The organism is Siminovitchia fortis (genome assembly GCF_003605365.2).
GTDB classification, from domain to species: Bacteria; Bacillota; Bacilli; order Bacillales; family Bacillaceae_C; genus Siminovitchia; species Siminovitchia fortis.
Genome location: NZ_QYTU02000088.1, coordinates 1 through 1,634, shown reverse-complemented (window position 1 = coordinate 1,634; position 1,634 = coordinate 1). Strand labels below are relative to the sequence as shown.

The window sequence follows — 1,634 nt, the reverse complement described above, 5'->3', positions numbered from 1 at the left end:
GATAAAGTCCGTATAATTGTGTAAAAAGAATAGGTCACCATCATGACCCGTGATACAATGTTTTTCGACCAAGAAAACCATAAACGGAGGACATGATGATGACCCAAATAAATATTACTATAAATCTGGAAGATCTCAAAGCGAAAGTTGAAAACAGTTCACTAGAATCGCCTGTGAAGGCTTCCCTTGCTCTCATTTTAAATTCTTTGATGGAAAAGGAAAGGGATGAGTACATCAATGCTCTTCCCTACGAAAGGAATGAGGAGCGGAGAGACTCTCGGAATGGCTATTATACGCGTGAGCTGGTCACCGGCGCAGGCTCTTTAAAATTAAAAGTTCCCCGTACCAGGGATGGTGAATTCTCTACCACTATTTTTAAAAAGTTTCAGCGCTGGGAACAAGCGTTAATCGTCTCCATGATGGAAATGGTCGTCAATGGTGTTTCTACGCGTAAAGTAGGTAAAATTGTGGAGGAACTATGCGGAAAAAGCGTTTCAAAATCATTTGTATCAGAGTTAACCAAATCGCTTGATCCCATTGTTAATGAATGGAGAAACCGCCCCCTGAACACTTTATACTATCCGTATATGTATGTGGATGCCATGTATATTAAAGTCCGTGAGAATGACAAAGTTGTATCAAAAGGTGTTCATGTGGCATGTGGGGTCAATGAAAATGGTTATAGGGAAATTATTGGTTTACAGGTTAGCCATAAAGAGTCCACGGAAAGTTGGTCTGCTTTTTTTGACTACCTAAAATCACGGGGGCTCCAGTCTCCCAAAATGGTTATTTCAGATGCCCATGCCGGACTGGTAGAATCCATTAAACAATCATTTCTTGGAACATCATGGCAAAGATGCTGTGTACACTTTTTGCGAAATATCATAGATGCACTGCCAAAAAAGAACACCCAGGAGATCCGCCAAGAAATCAAGGACATTTTTAAAACATCTAAGCTGTCCCATGCCCGGGAGTTAAAGAATCAGTTTGTAGAGAAACATCAGGATTCTAAAGGCCTTCAAAAGGCTATCACGAAGCTGGAGGAGGGGTTTGAGGACGCGATGCAATTTCACTCCCAATCCGCCGAATATCATAAGCATTTGCGCACCACTAATATGCTGGAACGCGTAAACAGGGAAATCCGCAGAAGGGAAAAGGTGATTTCAATATTTCCCAATGATCAATCGGCTATCCGGACAATTGGCTCAGTCCTGATGGATATAGACGAGGATTGGGCTGGTAAACAGTATTTGAAGGGCTACGGGGGAGCATAACCGGAGAACGCCACCATTGACCTTGCTTTTGTCCGTGTAGTGGGATTCACGCAGGCTAGCGAAAAGAAAAGCCTGAAGGCTAACCTGCAATGTATGGTAACACGGACAAATCGATTCTAAGCATTCGCTGGCGGGGCCCCGCCCCCTTCCAGCGCCTACTAAGAATCGGGCGCTGCGGTCAATGGCAAGCAGCTACGCTGTGGCTGTGCTTTGATGGAGAGTTCAGCAAGAATTTAAAAAATTCTAGTCTGGGTAGGGGGCTCCCCCGCCCCTACCCAGACTGAATATTCAAATAGAGATTATACCTTAACAAAGGTCGAAAACATTAATGTATTTTTACACATAAATAAGGACTTGACT

1 protein-coding gene is annotated in these 1,634 nt (G+C 43.4%); it reads left to right on the top strand.

Annotated elements, in window-relative coordinates; all coding sequences use genetic code 11:
• Nucleotides 1-98 precede the first annotated feature (98 nt).
• The gene (locus D4N35_RS17705) at nt 99-1,274 is read left to right on the top strand and encodes an IS256 family transposase (RefSeq protein ID WP_120076025.1); all 1,176 of its coding nucleotides are present in this window, start codon (nt 99-101) and stop codon (nt 1,272-1,274) included.
• The last annotated feature ends 360 nt before the right edge of the window (nt 1,275-1,634 follow it).